Source organism: Anaerobacillus alkalilacustris, from assembly GCF_001866005.1.
Classification (GTDB): Bacteria; Bacillota; Bacilli; order Bacillales; family Anaerobacillaceae; genus Anaerobacillus; species Anaerobacillus alkalilacustris.
In genome coordinates, this window is sequence record NZ_MLQR01000043.1 from 112,546 (window position 1) to 136,156 (window position 23,611).

A 23,611-nucleotide genomic window follows, 5' to 3' on the forward strand; every position below is an offset into this window, starting at 1 on the left:
CTTTGAGTAATTTTAGATGAGTTAAGGGAAGCGGTAACACCCTGAGGATCTATCTTGCAGTCTTCAATTCTTGATGGTAAATATCGAGAATTATTTTCGCTCTTGCCTGAAATGAATGTTCCTCATGGATTTTAGGCTGAATACGGTCGACATTTGCTTTCAATTTTGGATATTGAAAAATTACCGTTTCAACAGCTTGCAAAAATTCTTTCTTATTTTTGTAATAAAGAATTTCGGTAGGGAATAATTGATGGAGCTCTTCGTGATAATCCGAGATCACCGGCAACCCACACGATAACGCATCAAATATTCGGTTATTAATAAATCCAAACTGCTTCATATCATCATAATGATCATTTAGAATTACTTTTGATTTTGAATATAATGCCCCTAACTCTTTGTTATCGATATATTCGCCTTGAATAAATGAAGGGTCAATGAACTGTTCCCAACCTCTTCCCCAGATTTTTATTGGTAACCCTAATTCGGTAGCCCAAATAATACCTGGACGTTGTACCCCCTTGCAGTTTCCAACAAAAATAATATCCTTTCGAAAACGATCAAGTTTAGGATCGCTAACATAAAACTCCTCATGGTCGGTGCACTGTATTAGAGGATAAACAGGTTTACTTATTTTAGACCTTATGTAATTAGCATGCTTTTTCGACGCGACAAAAATAAGGTCATAACTTTCATATTCTTCTAAAGATACTGAGCTAGGATGACTGATGTTCCACATAATATGAAAGGCACCTGGTTTCGGTCGATAAGGATACTTCCCTCGTAGCACAAAAACAACGTCAGCCTTTTTTCGATTATCCCAGTGTGGGTAATAATCCGTTTCAACATTTACCTCTAGTCGCTCTAAATATTTTGTTAACGACCTTCCGAAATGAAAGTCGCCCCATTTTTCCTGGCGCCAATCGGTTGGTGCCGGGTTTTTAATGATCCATTTCATCGCTTTGATCCTCTCTATACGCTTCATAAAATTCGGAAAAGAACTCAGCAAACTCGTGAGACGTTTCTGATAACGTATTCGTTAAGTTTTCTTCTTTTACTTGATCAATAGGGACATTCAAACCTTCTTTTATATAGTTGGCCAAAAAAGTAGAAACAATTGGCTCCCAAGCATGACTTGATGGTTCCTTTAAATTTTGATTGGTAACCTGTAGGTGAACCGTAGCTTGTCTAGAAGCTACCAATGGATCAACGTTATGAAAATAAACATGTTTTCCGAAATGATAATTGGCCAAAAAGCAAAAACATACAGAAATAATGTCTCGTTGGTTTGTGATAACAACATTACCGCGTATTTTGCACAAACTATCTAATATTGACTGAAATAACTGTGGAAATGAAGTTCCATATATAAAAACAACATCAACCCCTAATTGTTTTACTTTCGAATGGATGGAGAGTAACGTCTGGAAATGGTAGCAATAAAAAATCAATTGTACATTGTATTTTTTTGATAAAGCTTCAATTTCCGCTAAGTCCGTCATCCAATCGCCAAGATCTGTTGAAATAAACGTTATGGATTGCTTACCGTTACCGTTATTCGCTGTATCCAGATAACTACCAGCTGCTGTTCGTAATCGCAAATTTATTTCTCTTTTTGGTTTTTTATAATATGACCATAATAGAGTTGAAAGTGAAATTGGAAATAGAATTGTTTTCAATGAAGGGCGTTTGAATGACGTAACGAACAAATCGCCAAGTTGGTACCGTAACGTTGATTTGACATGTTGTTCAACTTCTTTAATTTCTTGTTCTCTATATTTCACTAATTGTTCATTCTCTAGATAACTATTGTATATATCAATGAAATCTCTTCTGTTATCTTTTTGTCGATCTCTATTCATCGTTTTTGATCACCCAACTTTTATATATTCATTATTGACATTTATTATAACACAGAAGGAAACAGCAATGAGTTTTCAAAAAGTTGTTATGATAACGATTACCTCTAAATGACAGAATATGATAAAATGCAATAGTTATCAATCAAAATTGAAGGTGGAAACCATGGTTAAATTGTTGTTAAGAAGTACCTCGAAATTCGCCCAATGGTCGTTTTATTCGATGCTCAATTCGAAACAAAGGAATTTCATAAAAAATATTATATCGAATAAACAAAAGCGTTTAATTAGAAGTTTATTAGTAAGAGGTCATTCGGAGTGGTCACAAGTTGATGAATTAAAGCATCGTCTCTATAGTCAAGGCTTTTCAAAAAAAGCATATGATGACCTAAACTTGTTACTCACTAAAGCGAAAGACATGTTTCAGAAAAAACAAATCGCGTGGATACTCGCCCAATGGCATGCCAACCATTATAGCAAAGAAGATGCCAAACACTGTCTTCACTATTTAAAAATAGCGACGGAAGGTGAAAAAGATCAGCTACAATTGAGAAGCATCGCGATTATTGAGGCCGAAAGCTACGAATTATTAGGTGATGTCGAAACAGCGAAAATGATTCTAACCCGTGTCATCAAAGATGATCCACATCCAGATCTTTATTTAGCGTATGCTAATTTAGAAGCGAGTTTAACAAAGCGAACGGCTTGGATTAATCGTGCATTAGAGCATTTTCAGCTTTCACCTATTTCATTTATTCATTCGGAAACTGAGACTGTCTATGATCGATTACATAGTAAAAAGGAAAAATTCACACAGAAAGAGGCTTTACCAAAAGTTTCGGTTCTCATACCGACATACAATGACGAAGAAAGGATCAAAACGGCATTAAATTCAATATTGTCGCAAACATGGGAAAACCTTGAGGTCCTTGTTGTTGATGATTGTAGTACGGATGGAACGATTCAAGTAGTAGAACAATATAGTAAAAAGGATGTAAGAGTAAAGCTTATAAAAGCAGAAAAAAATGGAGGGGCATATGTCGCTCGAAATTTGGCTCTTAAAGAAGCAACAGGTGAATTTGTGACAATTAACGATTCAGACGATTGGTCACACCCTGAAAAGATTGAAAAACAAGTACTTAACTTAATGCACAATCCAACAGTCATAGGAAATACTTCACAACAGGCAAGAGCAACAAATGACGTCAAATTCTATAGGAGAGGAAAGCCCGGATTATATATTTTTAGTAATATCTCCTCATTTATGTTCCGAAGACATCCAGTATTCGAGAAAATCGGCTATTGGGATAGTGTTCGATTTGGAGCTGATGTTGAATTTATTAAACGCATCAAAAAAGTATTTGGTGAAAAAGCAGTCATAGATCTTGAAACAGGGCCACTTTCACTTCAGCGCCAATCACCAACATCTCTAACAGGTAACTCAGCTTTTGGTTATCAAGGATTTTTCATGGGTGCTAGAAAGGAGTATGTGGAAAGTCATGAAACATTTCATGAAACGAGAAATGATCTTCGCTATGAATTTCCACAACAAATTCGTCCTTTTCCTGTTCCGGAGCCAATGCGGCCGATAAAGGAAGCAAAAATCAATGGTCGAAGAAAGTTCGATGTGGTCATCGTGTCTGACTTTAGGGATCATAGTGGTCCGGTTGATTTAATCGTTGAAGAAATTCAAAAACAAAAACAACATGCCGCACGTATTGGCTTCATTCAACTATATCAATACGATTTAAATTCACATAGGGACATGAGTGTAAAGATTCGAGAACTCATTGATGGAAGGCAAATCCAAATGCTTGTATATGGAGAAAAAATAGCGACAGATCACTTGTTACTGCTGCATCCACCGGTACTCCAAGAAGAGCAAAAATATGTCCCAGATGTGGTAGCTAGTAAGGTAACGGTTATAATAAACGTAATACCATTGACAAATGAAACTATTCGATCACCTCAGTCTGATTTCGTGCATTGTCAAGATCGGTTAAAAGCTTATTTTGGGAAACAACCAATGTGGGTCCCGCTAAATACTGAAATTAGACAGGCATTACTTGAGCATTACCGTGGTGAGCTTCCAGTACAAATCTCAAGTGAAAACTGGAAATGAAAAATGAAGGGAGGAACGACTATGCAAGTTAAAAAAGCGATTATCCCTGCAGCTGGGTTAGGAACAAGGTTTCTTCCAGCAACGAAGGCACAGCCAAAGGAAATGTTACCGATCGTTGATAAACCAACGATTCAGTACATCATTGAAGAAGCGATCGCTTCAGGCATCGAAGACATCATCGTCGTTACTGGGCGAGGGAAACGGGCGATTGAGGACCATTTTGATAAGTCCTTTGAATTAGAAGAAACGTTAGAAAAAAAGAATAAAACAAAGCTTTTACAAGAGGTACAAGCCATTTCAGCAATGACGAATATCCATTATATTCGCCAAAAAGAAGCGAATGGATTAGGTCATGCAATTTGGTGCGCGCGTAAGTTTATTGGCAATGAGCCGTTTGCAGTGCTATTAGGTGATGACATTGTTGAATCTGAAACTCCTTGTTTGAAGCAATTAATCAATGTCTTTAATCGCTATCAATCATCGGTTGTCGGTGTGCAGCGCGTGTCAGATGAAGAAATTTCGAAGTATGGAGTTGTTGCTCCTAAAGGTTCGGAAATTGAACGAAACGTCATTCACGCGGCAACGTTCGTTGAAAAGCCGTCAAAAGAAGAAGCACCATCAAATTTTGCGATTATGGGAAGGTACATATTACGTCCGGAAATTTTTGATATCCTCGAAAACCTTCCACCTGGAGCAGGTGGAGAAATTCAATTAACGGATGCGATCAAAGTGTTAAACCAAAAACAAAACGTACTTGCATATAACTTCCACGGCATTCGCTATGACGTCGGTGATAAATTTGGTTTTATTAAAGCGACGATTGATTTTGCGCTAAAAAGAGACGACTTATCCGAAGACGTTGCTCATTATATTAAAGAGGTCTATGAGACAAAGTTAAAGAACTAAAAAAGCAATAATTAAACCGTCTCCCTGATAATCATTAGGGAGGCTTGCCTTTTGAAGGCGATTTAAAAATCCTAAGGTAAATCTCACCTAGTTTTTTGGTGAAATATGTCACTCATCTTAATAAAAATATGATAAAATCCTTTATGTGTCATTTTTTTCATGAATGTGTAACATCATTCATGATTTCAGACAGTTATTGCCATAATAAATGTAATACATAAAAAATAGAAGGTCAGAAAATACAGACATTTTAGGAGGTCATTTGATGAAAGGGATTATACTAGCTGGTGGTAGTGGTACAAGGCTGTATCCGTTAACCCGTACGATATCAAAGCAACTACTACCAATCTACGATAAACCGATGATCTATTATCCATTATCAGTGTTAATGTTAGCAGGGATTAAAGATATTTTAATCATTTCAACCCCACAAGATACACCACGTTTTGAACAATTATTAGGAAACGGACATGATTTTGGAATTACGATTAGCTATGCTGTCCAAGAGTCTCCGGATGGACTTGCGCAAGCATTCATTATTGGTGAAGAGTTCATCGGCGATGATAGCGTTGCCTTAGTACTTGGCGATAATATTTTCTACGGTCACGGTTTTACGAAGTTATTAGAAAATGCAGCATCTAGACAATCTGGGGCAACTGTATTTGGTTACAATGTGAAAGATCCAGAACGGTTCGGTGTCGTTGAGTTCGATGAAAACGGAAAAGCAATATCAATCGAAGAAAAGCCAAGTCAACCAAAATCAAGCTATGCAGTCACTGGCCTTTACTTTTATGATAACCGTGTTGTTGAGATTGCGAAAAACATTGAACCCTCGCCTCGTGGTGAGTTAGAAATTACCGATGTAAATAAAGCGTATTTAGAGCTTGGTGATCTTCATGTTGAATTATTAGGGCGTGGATTTGCTTGGCTTGATACAGGAACACATGAATCATTACTAGAAGCTTCGACCTTTATCGAGACGGTCGAAAAGCGCCAAAGTCTTAAAGTTGCTTGCTTAGAAGAAATTGCCTTCCGTAAAGGCTATATTACGAAAGAGCAACTATTAGAATTAGCAAAACCGTTGAGTAAAAATGAGTATGGCCAATATTTAATTCGATTAGCCAATCAATATGAGCTGACAACAGTTAAAGGTGGTAGATAAGATGAACGTAGTAGAAACAAAGTTAGAAGGAGTCGTTGTCATTGAACCAAAAGTATTTGGTGATCACCGCGGTTGGTTCAGTGAGACATATAGTGATGCAAAATTTAAAGAAGTTGGACTTGAATATCAATTTGTTCAAGATAATCAATCATTTTCCGCGGCAAAAGGGACATTACGCGGGCTGCATTACCAGTTAGATCCGAAGGCACAAACGAAACTTGTACGTTGTACAAGAGGAGCGATCTATGATGTAGCTGTCGACATTCGTAAAGGAAGTCCTACGTATGGTCAATGGTTTGGTATTGAACTAAGTGCTGAAAACAAAAAGCAATTGTTAGTACCTAAAGGATTTGCCCATGCATTTATGACACTCACTGACGATGTTGAAGTTCAATATAAAGTGGACGAACTTTATTCCCCAGAAAATGATCGAGGAATCATTTGGAACGACCCTGACATTGGGATCGAATGGCCACTAGGGATTACCCCTGTTTTATCTGAGAAAGATGAAAAGGCCCCATTATTAAAAAACGCAGATAATAATTTTACATATGGAGTGTAAATGATGAAAATATTAGTAACAGGTTATAATGGCCAGCTAGGCTTTGATGTTGTTCGTGAAGGTGAAAAACGCGGCTTAGACATGCATGGAATTGGGATCGATGATTTAGATATTACCGTAGAAGCAGACGTTGCCAATTATGTTGAGAACGTAAATCCTGACATGGTCATCCACTGCGCAGCGTACACAGCGGTTGATAAAGCAGAAGACGACAAAGAAACATGTTGGGATGTTAACGTAAATGGAACAAGATATTTAGCGGAAGCAGCAAAAAAGTGCAGCGCAAGATTTATGTACATTAGTACTGATTACGTTTTTGACGGGGAAGGTGAGACACCTTTTGTTGAGACAAATACACCGAATCCAGTTGGCTATTATGGTGTAACGAAATATGAAGGTGAAAAGATCGTTCAAAACTTATTCGATGAATGGTTTATCGTTCGTATTTCTTGGGTGTTTGGCATGAACGGAAATAATTTTATTAAAACGATGCTTCGCTTATCAGAAACTCGTGAGGAATTGAATGTTGTTGGTGATCAATATGGTTCACCTACGTATACGTATGATTTAGCGCGATTATTAATCGATATGATCGAAACAGATAAATATGGTGTCTACCATGCATCAAACGAAGGTTTTTGTACGTGGGCAGAGTTTGCCTCAGAAATCTTTGAGCAAGCGGGTAAAAACGTAACGGTAAACTCAATTACAACGGAAGAATATCCAACACGTGCCGTACGCCCGAAAAACTCGCGCATGTCAAAGCAAAAGCTTATCGATAATGGATTTGAACCATTACCGAATTGGCAGGATGCATTAAAACATTACTTAAACGAATTAGCACAAGAGGTGAAATAAATGACACGAAAAAAAATTGTTGTTACAGGTGGAGCCGGTTTTATCGGTGGTAACTTTGTACAATTTATGGTTGAGAAATATCCGAACTATGATATTTACAATTTAGATTTATTAACATATGCCGGTGACTTAACAAAGCACAAACAAATTGAAACAAACGAGAACTATCATTTTGTAAAAGCAGACATCGCTGACCGCGAGACGATCATCGCTCTTTTTGAGAAAGAGAAGTTTGATTGCGTTGTTCACTTTGCAGCAGAAAGTCATGTCGATCGTTCGATTACAGATCCGGGAATCTTTGTCCAAACGAATGTAGTTGGAACTCAAGTGTTATTAGATGCATCAAGAGCTGTGGATGTTACGAAATTTGTGCACGTATCGACGGATGAAGTATACGGAGAGTTAGACTTTGATCCAACAACGTTTTTCACAGAAGACACACCACTACAGCCGAACAGCCCGTATAGTGCGAGCAAAGCATCTTCTGACTTATTAGTTCGTGCTTATCACGAAACGTACGGTTTACCAATGAATATCACTCGCTGCTCGAATAATTACGGTCCATATCATTTTCCAGAAAAATTAATTCCATTAACGATTTCACGTGTGTTAAATGATGAAAAAGTTCCAGTTTATGGTGACGGAAAAAACATTCGTGACTGGTTACACGTGATCGACCACTGTGCAGCGATTGATTTAGTGCTGCACGAAGGTGTGAACGGTGAAGTGTACAACGTAGGTGGCCATAATGAGCGTACAAACTTAGAAGTCGTGAAGACGATTATTTCAACATTAGGTAAATCCGAAGACTTAATCGAGTTTGTCAAAGATCGTCTTGGACACGATAAACGCTATGCGATTGACCCAACGAAGTTAGAAAAACTAGGCTGGAAACCAACGTATACGTTTGAAACGGGAATTGCTCAAACGATCCAATGGTATTTAGATAACAAACCTTGGTGGGAACAAATCATTAGCGGTGAATACAAAAATTACTTTGATAAACAATATACACTGTAACCTTTTGAAACCAACTAACGTCTAAGAGTTAGTTGGTTTTATTATCGTTTTACATAAAAGCCCATTTCATGATTTCATAATTAAATTCGGAAACTAAAGCAACTAGTAAAAAATACTATTTTCTTTCGCCCAAAAATTTAGTATAGTAGATTATGATTGTTTAATCTAAAACAGTCTTATATAGAGAGAAAGATTATACAAAAAAGGGATATAAAAAGATAAAAAATGGGTCTCAATTACTGTAAGGGAGAGATTATGAAATGCCTAGTATCAGTGAATTAAGAAATCACAAATTCATCATCATCTTAGGCGATCTTCTATGTATATTAGCAGCATATATCGGAGCCTTTTATGTACGTTATAATGGGTTTCCGCAAAGAAACTGGGAATCATTTATTTCCCTATTGCCTTGGATTTTATTAATTGGTTTATTCTTTATATCGATCTATGAATTGTATTCTCTAGATCACAAAAATACACTATGGGATGTTAGTGTTAAGATTGTTATTTCGGTTATCTTCATGGCGTTTCTAACGATGGCAGCATCGTATTTATTCCGTGAATTTGCAATGCCGCGTTCTATTGTCTTAATCGGAAGTGTATTTACGGTTATCCTGATGCTTATTTTTAAAGGTCTTTATTTAAAGCTGACAAGAGGAAATGCTGTTGGTACCGTCCTCGTCGTTGGTGATGAAGAGCATACACAACGGGCCATGTTGAAGTTGAAGCACCCAATGTTAAAAGGTACACGTGTGAAACACATTCAACCGACAACACCGATTGAAAAAATCGATGAACTATTGCAACAAGTGGATTATGTTTTATTATGCCCAAAAATCGGGAAACAAAAGAAATCGTTAATTATTTATCATGCAATGGAACGAAATAAGATGGTCTATGTCATCCCTTCATTATATGAGCTATTGCTTCAACGTGCGACTGTTGCACCGTTAGATGATACGATGGTGATGTCTGTTAAGCCGTTTGGTTTAACATTCGACCAAGTGGTGATTAAACGTATGTTTGACTTTGTGTCATCGGCATTAATTATCGTCGCTATTTCACCAGTATTATTCATTACTGCGTTAATTGTTAAGCTTGAGGACCCAAAAGGACGAGTCTTATATACACAAGAACGCCTAGGTAAAAACAATCAGCCATTTACGATTTATAAATTCCGTTCGATGATTGAAGGAGCAGAAAAGCTAACAGGTCCTACATTAGCAACAGAGAACGACCCACGTATTACGAAAGTCGGTAAGTTTATGCGTGCCACACGCTTAGATGAGCTACCACAATTGTTTAACGTTCTAAAAGGAGACATGTCATTAGTCGGTCCAAGACCTGAACGTGAATTTTTTATTAAGAAGCTTTCAAAAGAGTACTATCACTATGGCTATAGAAATACAGTTCAACCAGGAATTACAGGATATGCACAAATTATGGGTAAGTATACGACAGAAGTTGATGATAAATTACGTTTCGACCTATACTACATTCGTAACTATACGTTCTGGTTAGATATCGTCATCTTATTAAAGACGTTTATCGTATTATTTGATAAGACGAAAGCAGAAGGAACAGAGACGAAAAAGGAAGTTGCCGCGACGGAAGAGAAAAAAGCTGGGGCGACGTTATAATATCCAATAAAAGATAGAAGAACTTTCCTAATCGGAGGGTTCTTTTTGTATATATAAGTAAAGGCAGTCTCGAAATTGAGACTGCCTACTTGAATTACTGGATTTCTAAGTGCTCTTTTAATAAATTCGATACACGTAAACGCTCGTCTTCACTAACGACATAATAATAAATGCCACCCATCATTGCGCCAGAGCCACTAATCGTGATTTCTTCAGAGGAACGACGAGCATCCTTGTAATTTGATTGGATTTTCATCATTTGATCAAAGTCAAGATCGGTACGAACGTTTGTACCAACCGCCCCAAGGATTTCTTCAACTCGAGCAATCGATGTTAGTTGAGCTCCTTCCTTAATGATGGCATCAATCACTTGGCGTTGGCGATCATTTCGACCGAAGTCGCCTCTTGGATCACTTTTTCTCATTCGAACAAAAGCTAGAGCTTCTGTACCATTTAAATCAACCGGCCCTTCTGCAAACGTATGACCACTTGATCTAAACTCAAAACTGTTATTGACTGTTACGCCACCAACCGCATCAACAATGTCTTTAAATCCACTCATATTGACAGTCGCATAATAATCGATCGGGATATCAAGAAAATTTTCCACCGTTTCGATTGTCATTTTAGGACCGCCAAATGCATGGGCGTGATTAATCTTGTCATCAAACCCTCTGCCGATAATCTCTGTTCTTGTATCGCGTGGGATACTTAACATTTTCATTGATTCGGTATTTGGGTTTACGGTAAGAACGATGATCGTGTCGGTTCGACCGCTAGTTCCCTCATCAGCATCGATCCCCAACAAAAGGAACGAAAGTGGTTCTTTTTGTTGTACTTCAATTTGCCGTTTTGTTTCACGTTCGATTGGTTGATGCATTACATTTACTGTTTTGACAACAGAATTATATAAATGGTAGCCATAACCTAAAATACCTAGCAATGGTAAACCGATAATTAAACTTACTATAATAATGAGCTTTTTACGTTTGGTCATGTTCATTCTCCTAGTATAAGAATATTGAAAATATGATATTGATTATAGACGGTAGTTGAACTACTAGCAATAATAAAATATTTTGTTTAAGGAAGATGAGGAAATGTTAGGGAAAGTATTTATTAACTTACTAACAATTCTACCAAAATAAGTAACTACTCGACAACTTTCATACCGATATTAATAACGCTTTCAACCGGTGTAATTCAGGGCTAGTTGTTATATGATCGTACTTTCAAAATAATTCCGAATACGTAGTATTTGTCGAATGCCACCGATAAATTTGATGAAAATACTCTACAACCTGTGACAAATTATGATAAAATAGTGAAGGCTTTAGTATTTCTTTTACGAAAATAATTTATGTCTTATATTAGCTACTTAGGAGGATACAAATCAAATGGAAGAAACAATAAGTTTAAAAGAGTTGTTTGAAACGATAAAAAAACGTATTTTAATGATTATTGCAATTACTGTTATCGCAGTAGGAATTAGTGCTTTATTTAGTTATTTAATTCTAACACCTATATATCAATCTTCAACACAGTTTTTAGTGACCCATTCTAATTCAGAGCAACAAGCGATCAGTCAAGGTGATATTAGAACTAATCTCGAATTAATTAACACATATAATGATATTATTAAAAGTCCGATTATTCTAGATAAAGTAAGTGATGAACTTCAATTAAACAGATCTACGAACGTCCTAAATAGTCAAATTACCGTTGGGACTAGAAATAACTCGCAAGTTGTTTCAATTACAGTTCAAGATCCTGAACCGGCATTAGCCGTACAAATTGCAAATACAGTTGCTTCGGTATTTCAACGGGAAATTGTTTCAATTATGAACGTTGATAATGTGAGTATTCTTTCAGAAGCAAAACTACCTGAAAACCCATCACCAATAAAACCTAATCCAATGTTAAATATGGCCATTGCTTTTGTCGTTGGTTTAATGGCGGCTGTAGGGTTAGCATTTTTATTAGAGTTTTTAGATAACACGATTAAAACGGAAAAAGATATTGAGAAGCACCTGGGGTTATCTGTCATTGGCGCCATACCAACCTTTGAAGTTGATAATCAGATGGTAGCTAAATCTGAAAATAGAAGAAGAAACAAACGAGGTGAAGACATTGCCTAGAAATAGAAAAAAGCAACCAGCAAATGCTACTCGTGGTCTAATTACAAAAGTGGACCCTAAGTCACCGATATCAGAACAATATCGTACCATTCGTACAAACCTACAATTTGCATCGGTTGACCAAGAATTAAAAACGATTATGGTTACATCAGCTAACCCATCAGAAGGAAAGTCAACAACGATTGCCAATTTAGCTGTTGTTCTATCTCAACAAGGAAATAGTGTTTTACTAATAGATGCTGATATGCGTAAGCCTAGTGTTCATTACACGTTTCGCTGTCAAAATACGAAAGGCTTAACAACTGTACTTACAAAGCAGTCTTCTTTAGAAGAAGCCGTCTTTGCATCGGATGTGGAAAACCTTCATATTTTAACAAGTGGGCCGATCCCACCGAATCCGTCAGAGTTATTAAGCTCAAAGGCAATGGAATTATTATTAACGTCGGCAAAGGTAACCTATGACTTTGTACTAATTGATACTCCTCCAGTTTTGGCTGTTACTGATGCGCAAGTATTAGCAAATATTTGTGAAGGGGTTGTTCTAGTTGTTAGTAGTGGTAAAACAGAAATTGAACAAGCCGTTAAAGCAAAAGACTTACTAGACAAGTCAAGAGCAAAAACGTTAGGTGTCGTATTAAACCAGAAGGAAGCTAAACAAAGTCAATATTACTATTATTATGGTAAATAATAGTAATTAATGGAGTTGATTCTTTATAGAAATGATGGAAATTCCATGGTAATATTGTTATGATATTATTTAGTTTTGTAACTTTGTGTAAATTTTTGGTAGTTATATAGAGTTTTAATACTAGATTTGGAGGGTTATTGATGATTGATATTCATTGCCATATACTACCGAACGTTGATGATGGGGCTAAAGACATGGAAATGGCACTAGAGATGGCAAAAGCAGCTGTCGATGAAGGGATCGATACGATTATCGCCTCCCCCCATCACCGCAACGGTCAATTTGAAAACTCTAAATCTAGCATTCTTGAATCGGTTGACCAATTAAATAACCGATTAAAAGAAGCAAGAATTCCTCTAACAATTTTACCCGGTCAAGAGACTCGGATATTTGGAGAAATGGTCGATAGCTACTTAGACGATGAACTTCTATCTCTAAATCATTTACATCAATACCTTCTCGTCGAGCTATCATCTAGCCATGTTCCCAGATACATTCATCGATTATTTTTTGATTTGCAGCAGCAAGGGGTAACGCCAATTATCGTGCATCCTGAACGAAATGCTGAGATCATTGAGAACCCAGAAATTCTTTACAGACTAGTGAAAGAGGGCGCACTTACCCAAGTAACCGCCGGCAGTGTCACTGGTCATTTTGGGAAGAAAATCCAGAAATTTTCGATAGATTTAATTACCCATAACTTAACACACTTTGTCGCAACAGATGCACACAACCTGACAAGCCGACCAATTAACCTAAGAAAAGCATATGAGTTCATCGAAGACGAATGCAGCGCTTTTTATCGGTATATGTTTCTAGAAAACGCGGAGATGATTGTCGCTGGAAGGATGCCGTTGGTTGAGCCACCGGAGATGATTAAGAGGAAGAAGTTTTTGGGGATATTTTAGTTTAGTTGGAAGAGTTGGAATACAAACTGGCTAACAAGTTAGCTGTTTGTGTTGGAAAGTTGGAAAGGGAAAAGCGTTAAAGAACTAGCCAGCAAGCAGGCTAGGGGAAAGACGAAAACTGTTCGAACATTTTTTCAACTTGTTTCTACTTTTAAATTAGTAGAGAAGAACTAAATTGAAAAGGCTAATTTCAACTTAGAAGTTTCCAACATTCCAACTAAATGAAGTTAGAAAAGAAAAACTTACTAATCTTGAATGACCAAATTAGTATACAAAACTTCATTACTAAACCGGTGATATCTCCTTACCGTTATCAATGGGGGTACTCGGCTATGCTGTGGGTATTCGTACCTTAGATGTTCATTCATCATTGGTGTGGTGTGAGGGGGGGTTCGATGCCTCATATTTTAATATTTTAATATTTTAATATTTTAATAAAAGTTTACGCAAGAGAGATTCGGAGAATTGTTTTGCGTAAACTTTTATAGTATTTATATGAAAAATTTGGAGGTGTGTTTGTGACGACGAAAAAGAGGTTAGCGTATTTAGTGTTATTGGATTCATTAATTGTTTTTCTTTCAATCTTTGTTAGCTATTTTATCTTATCCCCATCAACGAATATTTTTACAACGACGATCGTTGTCAGTTCAGCGGCATTATTAATTAGTCATCATTTTCTTGCTTATCGCTTCAAAATTTATAACAGAGTGTGGCAGTATGCAAGTATTGGAGAATTATCAGCGATTTTTAAAGTCGTGACATTATCGCTACTCGTTACCGCTTTGTTTCAATTGTTTATCCTTCAAGATGTGTTTATTAGAACGCTCATGATCACGTGGATGATTCATATTTTATTAATTGGTGGTTCGCGTTTTTCATGGCGCCTATATCGAGATACTTATATTAAGCGAAGAAACGATCAAAAACCAACATTAATTATCGGTGCAGGTGCAGCAGGTACAATGGTAGCAAGACAACTATTACAAAACCATGATGCTGAACTTTGTCCAGTAGCATTTATTGATGATGATCCATTAAAACAACGCTTAGAAGTATTAGGAATACCAGTACTCGGAACAGTCGATGATATCGAAACGGTTGTTAAGGAAAATAGTATTGAAAATATTATTATTGCAATTCCATCGTTAACGAAAAAAGAATTAAATGAGATTTTCCAAGAATGCTCAAAAACAAACGCACGGACGAAAATCTTGCCTATGTTAGAAGATCTGATGGTCGGTAAAGTTTCTGTTAATAGTTTCCGTGACGTAGAAGTAGAAGACCTTCTAGGAAGAGAGCCAGTTGAGTTGGATACAGATAAGATTGGTAAGAAACTAACAGGGAAAACAATCTTAGTTACAGGTGCCGGTGGTTCGATCGGTTCAGAGGTTTGTCGTCAAGTGTGTAAATTCAATCCTGAAACAATAATTCTACTAGGGCACGGAGAAAATAGTATTTATGCCATTGAGCTAGAGTTAAAAAAGCAATATCCAGATATTAACGTAGAAACAGAAATTGCCGATGTCCAAGACCGTGAGAAAATGTTTTCGATTATGAAAAAGTACACACCTCACGTTGTGTACCATGCTGCAGCACATAAGCACGTGCCATTAATGGAACGTAACCCAGAAGAAGCGGTGAAAAATAACGTAATCGGAACGAAAAACACGGCAGAAGCAGCTAGTGAGGCAAACGTTGGCGCGTTCGTGATGATCTCAACAGATAAAGCCGTTAACCCAACAAGTGTGATGGGAGCAACTAAACGAATGGCTGAGATGGTCATTCAGCATATGGATATCGTTAGTGACACCAAATTCGTTGCCGTCCGTTTCGGAAACGTATTAGGAAGTCGTGGTAGTGTTATTCCACTTTTCAAAAAGCAAATCCAAGAAGGTGGACCAGTCACCGTGACGCATCCTGATATGGTCCGTTACTTTATGACCATCCCAGAAGCATCAAGACTCGTTCTCCAGGCAGGAGCACTCGCAAAAGGTGGCGAGATTTTCGTTCTTGATATGGGAGAGCCAGTAAAGATTGTTGATCTTGCGAAAAACTTAATTAAATTATCGGGATATACAAAAGAAGAAATGCCAATTGTCTTCACAGGAATGAGACCAGGAGAGAAAATGTTTGAAGAATTATTAGGTGCAGATGAGGTTCATCCAGAACAAATTTATCCAAAAATTTATATCGGAAAAACACCGTTAGTTGATATTAATGTGTGTCATAGATTGGTAGAAAATTTGGACGAGTTAAGTAAGGGAGAATTGAGAGAGCGACTACTAGATATAGCGAATTTTAGAGTGAAAGAGTTAGTAGGGAGTTAGTTGGAAAGTTGGAATACAAATGCGCTAACAAGTTAGCTGTTTGTGTTGGAAAGTTGGAAAGGAAAGGCGTAAAAGAACTAGTCAACAAGTTGACTAGGGAAAAGACTAAAGCAATTTAAATTAGTAGGAAAGAACAAAATTGGGAAGTTGGAAAGTCTGACTTAGTCGTTTCCAACTAACCAACTAACCAACTTTCCAACTTAAAAAGGGGGTTTTACTAATGAAAAAAGTCAAAAAAGCAATCATTCCTGCTGCTGGTTTAGGAACGAGATTTTTACCAGCGACAAAGGCGATGCCAAAAGAAATGTTACCGATCGTAGATAAACCAACAATTCAATATATTATCGAAGAAGCAGTTGAGTCAGGGATTGAGGATATTATTATTGTTACTGGTAAAGGTAAACGTGCGATAGAAGACCACTTTGACCATGCGTTTGAATTAGAACAAAACTTATTTCAAAAAGGGAAGACGGACTTATTAGAAAAAGTACAATACTCTTCTAATATGGTTGATATTCATTATATTCGTCAAAAAGAACCAAAAGGGTTAGGGCATGCGGTTTGGTGTGCACGTAAATTTATTGGTGACGAACCATTTGCCGTGCTTTTAGGTGATGATATCGTTCAAGCAGAGAAACCTTGCTTAAAACAATTAATCGAACAATACGAAGAAACACTATCATCCGTCATCGGAGTTCAAACGGTACCAGACACTGAAACACACCGTTATGGGATTGTCGATCCATTATCAAATATGGGCAGAAGACATAGTGTTAATCAGTTTGTCGAAAAGCCAAAACAAGGAACTGCTCCATCGAATTTAGCGATTATGGGACGTTACATTTTAACTCCTGAAATCTTTATGTTCCTAGAGCAGCAAGAAACAGGAGCAGGTGGAGAAATCCAATTAACCGATGCGATTCAAAAGCTCAATGAAATCCAACGCGTGTTTGCGTATGATTTTGAGGGGACACGTTATGACGTTGGTGAGAAGATGGGCTTTGTGAAGACGACGATTGAATTTGCGATGCAGAATGAGGAATTAAGAGAAGAATTGGTTGAGTTTTTGGAGAAGATGGTGCAGGAGAGTAAGGTTAGTGTGAAGGGCTAGGAGAGTTGGAATACAAACTGGTCAACGCTGTTGACGGTTTGTGTTGGAAAGTTGGAAAGGAAGTGCGTTTAGAGATCTAGCCAACAAGTAGGCTAGGAAAGGACGAATATCAGTTCGAACGTTCTTTTTTGAACGTGTCTTTATTTTAACTTAGTCGAAATGAACAACGTTGAAGATGGAAAGACAGATTTAGATATTTCCAACTCTTCCAACTCTTCCAACTCTTCCAACAAACCAACTCTATGTCTTCAATCTTATATAAAATTAGAAAGTTGTATGTTGGGACATCTAGATATTATCATCAATTACGACTATAAAGGAGTAATCGATAGTGTTTAAGTATATGGGTTCCAATAAAGGTATCACTTTAATTGAAGTACTTGCTGTTATAGTCATTTTAGGAATACTTGCAGCAGTTGCTGTTCCATCTGTTATGGGTTTAATCGAAAATTCAAAGGAAGAAGTATGTAATGTGAACATGGTGCGACTAGAAAGAATGTATGAAACTGAATTGGCTTTAAAAGGTATTGAACATTCAGAAGCTAAATTTAGTCAATATTTACAAGAATACGGCGAAGATATTTGTCCTGATGATGGTGAAATTAGTTATGTCGATGGAGTTGTACAATGTAGTGTTCATTCGAGAACTGAGGAAGAGACTGAAGATGAAGATGAAGATGATGGTGGTGTACCGTTCTTTTGATAGTCGGATTCTTAGAGCCATACTGATTTGGAAAGTAAATAAAATGACAGATTGAATGGTGAATAGGAACTGACTATCGTAATCAGATAACCACAACATACAATGTTATTTTAGCGGAAAATCCACAAAATATACAATATATGGATTTTATCTATTTGACATAGTACCATTTTGTTAGTATAAAAAGATAAAACGACCATTTTTACCCTAATTTATGGAAGTCGAAAATTTGAAAACGTTGATTTGACGGGCTTTTTAAATTCCTGAAAATGGAAAAAGATTGAATAAAAAGACGGAACTGACTATCGTAATCAGATAACATGCTGGAAGCCTTGGGGCATAAGGGTTTCGAGTGTTTTTGGTAGTTTTTAAGGTTTGATTGAATGGTAGTTTAATAGGAAGAAACACGGTTAAGATTAGTGTAGAAATGAAAAAACTTCGTGATTGAATGTTGTTGATTGAATAGATATTACGAGGTGACTATCGGAATTTGATAACAAAACACAATATGCAGTATTAAAAATCAGTTTATAACGACAAATCATACTATATGTTGATATTTTCATCTATACCGTATATTGAATATTCGGTACGAGGTGGCTATCAGTAGTAGATAACAATTTTAGTGGTTTAGTAGTTGGTTGGAATGAGTTCTAATTAAGTACTAAGCGACTAAAGAAAACCTAAACTAGTATAAAGTGAGGAAAACTAAAATGAATGATACTAAAATCAGAAATATACCTTTCTCTCCGCCGGATATTACAGATGCGGAAATTGAAGAAGTTATAAAAGCTTTAAAGTCTGGATGGATCACAACTGGACCTAGAACAAAAGAATTTGAAAAGAGAATAGCTGAATATGTCGGAACAAATAAAGCTGTTTGTTTAAATTCAGCTACTGCTGCAATGGAGTTAACTCTTCGCATTTTAGGGATTGGACCTGGGGATGAAGTTATTACTTCAGCTTATACCTATACAGCTTCAGCTTCTATTATAGAACATGTCGGAGCAAAAATTGTACTAGTTGATACAGCACCAAATTCTTTTGAAATGGACTATACAAAACTTGCAGATGCGATTACGGAAAAGACTAAAGCTATAATTCCTGTAGATATTGCAGGGAAAATGTGCGATTACGATGCAATATTTAAAATAGTTGAAAGTAAAAAAGAGTTATTTAAAGCAAACAATGACCTTCAAAAATTATTTAATAGAGTTATAGTAATGACTGACGCAGCTCATGCATTTGGAGCTGAAAGAAAAGGTATGAAATGTGGGCAAGTAGCAGACTTTACTTGCTTTTCTTTTCATGCAGTGAAAAATCTGACAACGGCTGAAGGAGGAGCGGTTGTATGGAATAATACGGAAGGTTTAGATGAGGAATGGCTTTATAAGCAGTATATGCTCTATAGCTTACATGGGCAGTCAAAAGATGCACTAGCTAAAACACAAATAGGTGCATGGGAATATGACATTATCTATCCTGCCTATAAGTGTAATATGACGGATATTATGGCTAGTATTGGTTTAATACAAATAGATAGATATGAAGGTTTGTTGGAAAGACGTAGAGAGATTATTGAAATGTATGATAGGGAGCTTATAACATTAGGTTTTCACAGCTTGCAGCATTATGGTTCAGATTTTTCTTCTTCAGGACATCTTTATTTAGTGAGAATACCAGAAATCAGTGAAGAAAAGAGAAATGAAATTATTATTAAGATGGCTGAAGCGGGCGTAGCATGTAATGTTCACTATAAGCCACTACCTATGTTTACAGCATATAAAAATTTAGGGTTTGATATTAAGGATTATCCTAATGCTTATAAACAATATGCAAATGAGGTTACACTTCCACTTCACACTTTATTAAGTGATGAAGAAGTACAGTATATAATGGATTGTCTAAAGACGGTTATCAGTCAGAAGGAATAGGGGGGATTTAAAATGTATAAGAAATATTTTAAAAGGTTATTTGATATTATTTTTTCTCTAATCCTATTACCATTTTTGCTTCCGGTTATAGCAATTTGTGCATTTTTTATAAAGATAGAAGATAAAGGACCAATTTTCTATCTTGGGGAAAGGCTTGGAAAAGATAAGAAACAATTTAAAATGTATAAATTAAGATCAATGAAAGTAAATTCACCAGATTTAAGAAATGAGGATGGATCTACTTTTAATTCAGAAAATGACCCTAGATTAACAAATATCGGTAGGTTTATAAGGAAAACTAGCTTAGATGAGTTACCGCAGATAATAAATGTCTTTATCGGAGATATGAGTTTTATAGGACCTAGACCTGATTTGCCTGAAGCATTGAATTTTTATAGTGAAGAGGAAATTCATAAGTTAGACGTTAGGCCGGGTATAACAGGTTATAATCAAGCATATTTTAGGAACTCGATAGCACAAAGTGAAAAATTTAGAAACGATATCTTTTATGTGAAAAATATATCGCTTATCTTAGATATTAAAATAATTGTAGCTACCATAATAAGTGTTATCAGAAGAAAAAACATAAATACAAAGAATGAGGGAATTTACAAAAACTAAAAGGCTTGTCTCTACTTTTAAGTTGAACTCATGGAAGGATGATAGTATTGATTATTGGTGAGCGAGTGACTTTAAGGGCCTTGAACAAAGGGGATGCTCAGCAGATTTTGGAGTGGGTAAATAATCCTAAATTAAAATATTTAACAGGGACAGTATATCCTGTATCGGAAGTTGAGCATGAAAAATGGTTTGAAAATAAATTAAATGACAAGTTCAATAAAATTTTTGGTATTGAAGAGTGTACTAATAAAAGTTTAATTGGTGTGATAGGACTAAATAATACCGATTTAATCAACAGAAATACAGAATTATATATTTATATAGGTGATGAAAGTCATTGGGGTAAAGGTTTAGGGACCGATGCTGTAAAAACTTTAATTCGATTTATATTTGAGGAACTAAATTTGCACAGGGTATCATTAGTGGTATTTTCCTATAACCAAAGGGCTATTAATGCCTATGAAAAGGTTGGATTTGTTTCTGAAGGGATTATGCGAGAAAGTCTTTTTAAAGATGGGAAATATCATGATAAAATCCTAATGGCTTTAATAAATGATAGGAAAAATTCCTTTTTATAGGAGAATGATTTATATGGAAGAGCAAAAAAAAATAATGATAATTGGGGCCGGAATACTGCAAGTGCCAGCTATTATTAAAGCAAAGGAAATGGGCTTGAAAGTAATTGCAGTTGACATGGATCCTAAAGCTCCGGGATTTAAATTATCCGATGAATCTATACAATTAAGTACTATAGATATAGAGGGTTTATTAAAAAAAGCATTGGAATTGAAACCAGATGCAGTCATGACATTAGCTAGTGATATGCCTATGAGAACAGTTGCTGCTATAGGTGAAAAATGTGGTTTAAAGACAATTTCGTCCCAAACTGCATTGAATGCTACTGATAAAGGTGAAATGCGAAAAAAACTAAAGGAAATGAATATTCCAATACCCAAATTTCACATTACTTCAAGCATAGAACAGTATTCAAAACTTATAAGAAAGTTTAATGGTAAGTTTATTGTTAAGCCAGCAGATAATTCAGGAAGTAGAGGTATATTCTTAGTGGATGATGTCAGTCACTCCACTGAAGCTTTCTATCATGCCAAAGAACATTCAAGGTCTGGAGATATCTTAATAGAGGAGTATATGACTGGACCGGAAGTTAGTGTTGAGTCCCTAACTATTGATGGTGTAACCCATGTTATAGCAATTACAGATAAACTAACCACGGGAGCTCCGCATTTTATAGAGATGGGGCATTCAGTTCCTTCACAACTTCCTTCTTATATACAAAAAGAAATAATTGAATTAGCTATTAATGCAGTTAAAGCTATAGGAATTGTTGTTGGGCCTTCCCATACAGAAATAATAGTAACTTCAGATGGACCCAAAATTGTAGAATTAGGTGCACGTTTGGGTGGTGATAATATTACTACTCACTTAGTACCTTTAGCAACAGGTATTGATATGGTGGAAGGTTCTATACGCTTAGCTCTTGGTGAAACAATTGAAATTTATCGAAAACAAAAAAATGGATCAGCAATAAGGTATTTAAATTCTCCGAAGGGAATCTTAGATTCGGTTTCTTTTTTAGAAAAAGCAAAAAGTATTAGTGGTGTTGAAGACATAGTTATAACTAAAGAGATTCGTAGTAAAATAACTGATTTAAATAGTAGTAATGCAAGGGTAGGATATGTAATTGCTAAAGCAGACTCGCCTAATAGGGCAATTAAAATTTGCGAAGAAGCGATAAATCACATTGATATTAATGTAATTTGAATATAAGCGAAAATAAATTACCTGCTTTACACCTAATGTAATAAAGGGGATAAAATTATGGCAAGAGTATTAGTTACTGCACATCTAGGAAGGCATTTTAGAATTTTTGGACAGTATGATTATAAAGTATTGTTAAGCTTAGGACATGAAGTGCATATTGCTGCAAATTTTAATGATAGTGTTGATCAATTTGAAGATTCAAATGTAATAAAACATCAGGTTGATTTCAGTAGAAATCCATTTAGTTTTGTTAACTTAAACGCTATAAAACAATTAAAAAAAATATTAGATGATCACAATTTTGATTTGGTCCATACCCAATCCCCTTCTGGAGGTGCAATTACACGTGTTGCAGCAAGGGGAGCTAGAAAAAATGGAACAAAAGTTTTATATACTGCTCATGGTTTTCACTTTTTCCAAGGGGCTCCAATGAAAAATAGATTGATATTTTATAATATCGAAAAGTTCTTGGGTTATATGACTGATACTATTATTACAATAAATGATGAAGATTATAAGGCGGCAAAGGGAAAACTTCCAGTTAAAGATGTGAGACATATTCATGGTGTAGGAATAGATTTGGATAAATTTAAACCTCAAACTTCTGAGGAGAAAATTCTGTTAAGAAATCAATACGGATACAGCAGTGAAGACTTTTTGATTATCTGTGCAGGTGAACTAAGTTATAGGAAGAATCAAACTCTATTAATAAATTCTATATTTAAATTAAAAGAAAAAATTCCATATATAAAATTATTATTGGTGGGTTCTGGAGATTTCCTAAATCAATATCAACAACAGGTTGAAAATTTAGGAATAAAGGATAATGTTGATTTTCTTGGTTATCGCAAGGATGTGGTAAATTTAATGAGAATGTCTGATATTGCTGTTTCAGCTTCAAGACAAGAAGGCTTACCTGTAAATGTAATGGAGGCAATGGCGACAGGTTTGCCACTAGTTGTAACCAATTGTAGAGGTAATAGAGATTTAGTCAAAACGGGAGAAAATGGTTTTGTTGTTGAAATTGATGATGTAGAAGGATTTTCAAACTCAATCTATAATTTATATTCAAATAAAGAAACAAGAGAAAAGTTTAAAATGAAAAATTTAGAAAAAATAAATATATATGCACTAGATGCTATTACTGAAGAAATGAAAAAAATCTATAGTGATAATCTGAGTTTTTAATCGCGGAATTTGTTTTTGTGGATGGTATTACAATAGAAAAAACAATAACATATTAGGGGAAGTTGTAAAAGTATAGGATGGG

21 protein-coding genes are annotated in these 23,611 nt (G+C 35.9%); 18 read left to right on the plus strand and 3 right to left on the minus strand.

All coding sequences use genetic code 11. The features are described from left to right. Positions 1-49: 49 nt before the first annotated feature. Positions 50-958 carry a CgeB family protein gene (locus tag BKP37_RS16475; RefSeq protein ID WP_071310710.1) on the minus strand — a complete coding sequence of 303 codons (909 nt, stop codon included), beginning with the start codon at positions 956-958 and terminating at the stop codon, positions 50-52. Beyond that, positions 942-1,862, minus strand: coding sequence for a hypothetical protein (locus BKP37_RS16480; protein ID WP_071310711.1), 921 nt, complete (start codon positions 1,860-1,862; stop codon positions 942-944). The genes BKP37_RS16475 and BKP37_RS16480 overlap by 17 nt, the downstream gene beginning before the upstream one ends. Positions 1,863-2,025: 163 nt before the next feature. On the opposite strand from BKP37_RS16480, the gene BKP37_RS16485 reads away from it, so the two are divergent. The 7 genes from BKP37_RS16485 (at position 2,026) to BKP37_RS16515 (ending at position 10,129) form a co-directional block, all read left to right on the plus strand. Further along, complete coding sequence (locus BKP37_RS16485; RefSeq protein ID WP_169823166.1) at positions 2,026-3,981, plus strand: glycosyltransferase family 2 protein; 1,956 nt, start codon at positions 2,026-2,028, stop codon at positions 3,979-3,981. 21 nt (positions 3,982-4,002) lie between these two features. Continuing rightward, positions 4,003-4,887 carry a UTP--glucose-1-phosphate uridylyltransferase GalU gene (galU, locus tag BKP37_RS16490; RefSeq protein WP_071310712.1) on the plus strand — a complete coding sequence of 295 codons (885 nt, stop codon included), beginning with the start codon at positions 4,003-4,005 and terminating at the stop codon, positions 4,885-4,887. Positions 4,888-5,152: 265 nt separating this feature from the next. Next, entirely contained in the window at positions 5,153-6,049 is an 897-nt protein-coding gene (gene rfbA / locus BKP37_RS16495; RefSeq protein ID WP_071310713.1) for a glucose-1-phosphate thymidylyltransferase RfbA, read from the plus strand. A 1-nt stretch (position 6,050) separates the two neighbouring features. Next, on the plus strand, positions 6,051-6,611 hold the full coding sequence (gene rfbC, locus BKP37_RS16500) for a dTDP-4-dehydrorhamnose 3,5-epimerase (protein WP_071310714.1): 561 nt from the start codon (positions 6,051-6,053) through the stop codon (positions 6,609-6,611). A 3-nt stretch (positions 6,612-6,614) separates the two neighbouring features. Then, complete coding sequence (gene rfbD / locus BKP37_RS16505) at positions 6,615-7,469, plus strand: dTDP-4-dehydrorhamnose reductase (protein WP_071310752.1); 855 nt, start codon at positions 6,615-6,617, stop codon at positions 7,467-7,469. Next, positions 7,470-8,489, plus strand: coding sequence for a dTDP-glucose 4,6-dehydratase (gene rfbB, locus BKP37_RS16510; protein WP_071310715.1), 1,020 nt, complete (start codon positions 7,470-7,472; stop codon positions 8,487-8,489). A 260-nt stretch (positions 8,490-8,749) separates the two neighbouring features. Further along, entirely contained in the window at positions 8,750-10,129 is a 1,380-nt protein-coding gene (locus BKP37_RS16515; RefSeq protein ID WP_071310716.1) for a sugar transferase, read from the plus strand. A gap of 94 nt (positions 10,130-10,223) precedes the next feature. Here the strand turns inward: BKP37_RS16515 and BKP37_RS16520 are convergent, their stop codons facing one another. Continuing rightward, positions 10,224-11,126 carry an LCP family glycopolymer transferase gene (locus BKP37_RS16520; protein ID WP_071310717.1) on the minus strand — a complete coding sequence of 301 codons (903 nt, stop codon included), beginning with the start codon at positions 11,124-11,126 and terminating at the stop codon, positions 10,224-10,226. Positions 11,127-11,526: 400 nt separating this feature from the next. Here BKP37_RS16520 and BKP37_RS16525 point away from each other — a divergent pair, with 400 nt between their 5' ends. From BKP37_RS16525 to BKP37_RS16575, 11 genes are all read left to right on the plus strand, one after another. Next, complete coding sequence (locus BKP37_RS16525; protein ID WP_071310718.1) at positions 11,527-12,267, plus strand: YveK family protein; 741 nt, start codon at positions 11,527-11,529, stop codon at positions 12,265-12,267. Beyond that, positions 12,260-12,955: a CpsD/CapB family tyrosine-protein kinase gene (locus BKP37_RS16530; RefSeq protein ID WP_071310719.1), complete on the plus strand. Its 696-nt coding sequence runs from the start codon at positions 12,260-12,262 to the stop codon at positions 12,953-12,955. The genes BKP37_RS16525 and BKP37_RS16530 overlap by 8 nt, the downstream gene beginning before the upstream one ends. A 140-nt stretch (positions 12,956-13,095) precedes the next feature. Beyond that, entirely contained in the window at positions 13,096-13,863 is a 768-nt protein-coding gene (locus BKP37_RS16535; RefSeq protein WP_071310720.1) for a tyrosine-protein phosphatase, read from the plus strand. 518 nt (positions 13,864-14,381) lie between these two features. Next, positions 14,382-16,190, plus strand: coding sequence for a nucleoside-diphosphate sugar epimerase/dehydratase (locus tag BKP37_RS16540; RefSeq protein WP_071310721.1), 1,809 nt, complete (start codon positions 14,382-14,384; stop codon positions 16,188-16,190). A gap of 220 nt (positions 16,191-16,410) precedes the next feature. Beyond that, positions 16,411-17,301 carry a UTP--glucose-1-phosphate uridylyltransferase GalU gene (gene galU / locus BKP37_RS16545; RefSeq protein ID WP_071310722.1) on the plus strand — a complete coding sequence of 297 codons (891 nt, stop codon included), beginning with the start codon at positions 16,411-16,413 and terminating at the stop codon, positions 17,299-17,301. Positions 17,302-17,632: 331 nt separating this feature from the next. Then, positions 17,633-18,004, plus strand: coding sequence for a type II secretion system protein (locus BKP37_RS20875; protein ID WP_071310723.1), 372 nt, complete (start codon positions 17,633-17,635; stop codon positions 18,002-18,004). Between the two features lie 713 nt (positions 18,005-18,717). Next, positions 18,718-19,938 (plus strand): DegT/DnrJ/EryC1/StrS family aminotransferase, encoded by a 1,221-nt coding sequence (locus tag BKP37_RS16555; RefSeq protein ID WP_071310724.1) that lies wholly within the window; start codon positions 18,718-18,720, stop codon positions 19,936-19,938. A gap of 12 nt (positions 19,939-19,950) precedes the next feature. Beyond that, the gene (locus BKP37_RS16560; RefSeq protein ID WP_071310725.1) at positions 19,951-20,559 is read left to right on the plus strand and encodes a sugar transferase; all 609 of its coding nucleotides are present in this window, start codon (positions 19,951-19,953) and stop codon (positions 20,557-20,559) included. A 47-nt stretch (positions 20,560-20,606) separates the two neighbouring features. Continuing rightward, positions 20,607-21,137: a GNAT family N-acetyltransferase gene (locus BKP37_RS16565; protein ID WP_169823167.1), complete on the plus strand. Its 531-nt coding sequence runs from the start codon at positions 20,607-20,609 to the stop codon at positions 21,135-21,137. Positions 21,138-21,150: 13 nt separating this feature from the next. Further along, on the plus strand, positions 21,151-22,341 hold the full coding sequence (locus BKP37_RS16570) for an ATP-grasp domain-containing protein (RefSeq protein WP_211271460.1): 1,191 nt from the start codon (positions 21,151-21,153) through the stop codon (positions 22,339-22,341). A gap of 57 nt (positions 22,342-22,398) precedes the next feature. Next, positions 22,399-23,529 (plus strand): glycosyltransferase family 4 protein, encoded by a 1,131-nt coding sequence (locus tag BKP37_RS16575; protein WP_071310727.1) that lies wholly within the window; start codon positions 22,399-22,401, stop codon positions 23,527-23,529. Positions 23,530-23,611 lie beyond the last annotated feature (82 nt).

Coding starts and splice junctions, on each gene's coding strand:
- BKP37_RS16525 (WP_071310718.1), top strand. CDS start 11,527: ATGGAAGAAACAATAAGTTTAAAAGAGTTGTTTGAAACGATAAAAAAA.
- BKP37_RS16485 (WP_169823166.1), top strand. CDS start 2,026: ATGGTTAAATTGTTGTTAAGAAGTACCTCGAAATTCGCCCAATGGTCG.
- galU (WP_071310712.1), top strand. CDS start 4,003: ATGCAAGTTAAAAAAGCGATTATCCCTGCAGCTGGGTTAGGAACAAGG.
- rfbC (WP_071310714.1), top strand. CDS start 6,051: ATGAACGTAGTAGAAACAAAGTTAGAAGGAGTCGTTGTCATTGAACCA.
- BKP37_RS16520 (WP_071310717.1), bottom strand. CDS start 11,126: ATGACCAAACGTAAAAAGCTCATTATTATAGTAAGTTTAATTATCGGT.
- galU (WP_071310722.1), top strand. CDS start 16,411: ATGAAAAAAGTCAAAAAAGCAATCATTCCTGCTGCTGGTTTAGGAACG.
- BKP37_RS16535 (WP_071310720.1), top strand. CDS start 13,096: ATGATTGATATTCATTGCCATATACTACCGAACGTTGATGATGGGGCT.
- rfbB (WP_071310715.1), top strand. CDS start 7,470: ATGACACGAAAAAAAATTGTTGTTACAGGTGGAGCCGGTTTTATCGGT.
- BKP37_RS16570 (WP_211271460.1), top strand. CDS start 21,151: ATGGAAGAGCAAAAAAAAATAATGATAATTGGGGCCGGAATACTGCAA.
- rfbD (WP_071310752.1), top strand. CDS start 6,615: ATGAAAATATTAGTAACAGGTTATAATGGCCAGCTAGGCTTTGATGTT.
- BKP37_RS16480 (WP_071310711.1), bottom strand. CDS start 1,862: ATGAATAGAGATCGACAAAAAGATAACAGAAGAGATTTCATTGATATA.
- rfbA (WP_071310713.1), top strand. CDS start 5,153: ATGAAAGGGATTATACTAGCTGGTGGTAGTGGTACAAGGCTGTATCCG.
- BKP37_RS16555 (WP_071310724.1), top strand. CDS start 18,718: ATGAATGATACTAAAATCAGAAATATACCTTTCTCTCCGCCGGATATT.
- BKP37_RS16575 (WP_071310727.1), top strand. CDS start 22,399: ATGGCAAGAGTATTAGTTACTGCACATCTAGGAAGGCATTTTAGAATT.
- BKP37_RS16475 (WP_071310710.1), bottom strand. CDS start 958: ATGAAATGGATCATTAAAAACCCGGCACCAACCGATTGGCGCCAGGAA.
- BKP37_RS16515 (WP_071310716.1), top strand. CDS start 8,750: ATGCCTAGTATCAGTGAATTAAGAAATCACAAATTCATCATCATCTTA.
- BKP37_RS16560 (WP_071310725.1), top strand. CDS start 19,951: ATGTATAAGAAATATTTTAAAAGGTTATTTGATATTATTTTTTCTCTA.